The sequence below is a fragment of the Peribacillus sp. YIM B13481 genome (assembly GCF_042787985.1).
Taxonomy (GTDB): domain Bacteria; phylum Bacillota; class Bacilli; order Bacillales; family DSM-1321; genus Peribacillus; species Peribacillus simplex_A.
On the sequence record NZ_JBHZPE010000133.1, the window covers coordinates 1 to 1,208 of the forward strand.

1 pseudogene is annotated in these 1,208 nt (G+C 38.2%); it reads right to left on the reverse strand.

Annotated features, from left to right (window positions below):
* Positions 1-39: 39 nt before the first annotated feature.
* A pseudogene (locus ACFX4X_RS25490) lies at positions 40-1,208 on the reverse strand (IS3 family transposase); the annotation flags it as partial.

A 1,208-nucleotide genomic window follows, 5' to 3' on the forward strand; every position in this document is an offset into this window, starting at 1 on the left:
TAAACTGTACCCTATGTAAAGGACAATTTTAAAAAAAGGTTAGGCTATCTCTAGAAGATGATCTCTGTATTGAACAGGGGTCATCTTTTTTAAATCCCACTGATATCTATACTGGTTATAATAAGTCATATATTCTTTGATTTCCCTTCTTAACTCCTCTAAAGTCTGGCATGTCTTTATATAAGCTTCGTCCTTAAAATGTCCAAAGAATGATTCTTGCGGGGCATTGTCCCAACAATTCCCCCTTCTGGACATAGACTGGCCCAATTTATACTTTTTTACTAACCTTTGAAAGTCTGGGTGTGTATAGTGGGTTCCTTGATCGGAGTGGATAAAGGCACCTTTAGCCAACTTAATCTCCCTATTCTTTTTCAATTTGTTAAGGGTATCAGTAGCGATATCCATGGTAATGCGGTCTGAGACATGATAAGCCAGAATCTCATTAGTAGAGGCATCTTTAAACGTTGATAAATATGCCTTTTGTCTATTCCCATAAAAAAGATAGGTGATGTCTGTAAGCAATACTTTATAAGGGATATCCTGTTTAAACTCCCGGTTTAAAAGGTTCGGAAGGACTCTGTGTTCCTGGGTAGCTTTCATCATACGCTTGTATGGATTTGCTTTTCTGAATGGGCATATGATGTTGTATTTCCCCATGATTCTTCGAATCCTTTTCAGGTTATAGACAATATTGAATTGACCTGCCAAAGTCATCTTGATTTGGCGGGCTCCTTTTTTGCGGTTTTTAAATCTAAATGCTTTCAGTATAATATCCCGAAGGGCTTCATCCATTTTCTCTTTTAATTTCCTTTGTTCAATGGCCCTTTTGGAATAATAGTTATAGTAGCCGGAACGCGAAACCCCTGCGGATTTGCACAAATGGGTGACCATATTTTTCAATTTGTACTTATCAATCACAAAACGGATAAGGATAAATTTTTGTTCTGCTGATAAGGCTATTTTTTCTTCATCCCCCTTTCGGCAAATCTGATCTTTTTTAAGAGTTCAATCTCAGCTTTTAATAAATTGTTCTCTGCCTCCAACCTCGCGAATTTTTCATCAAAAGTAAGCTCCATTACGCGAGGCCTGCCAGAATGGCCACTTCGGTTATCTTGGAGGCCATCAATACCGTTTTTGCGATAGGCTGCACGCCACCTGTCCCTAGATGAATGTACACGATCAATACCAATAATCTCAATATCAAATCC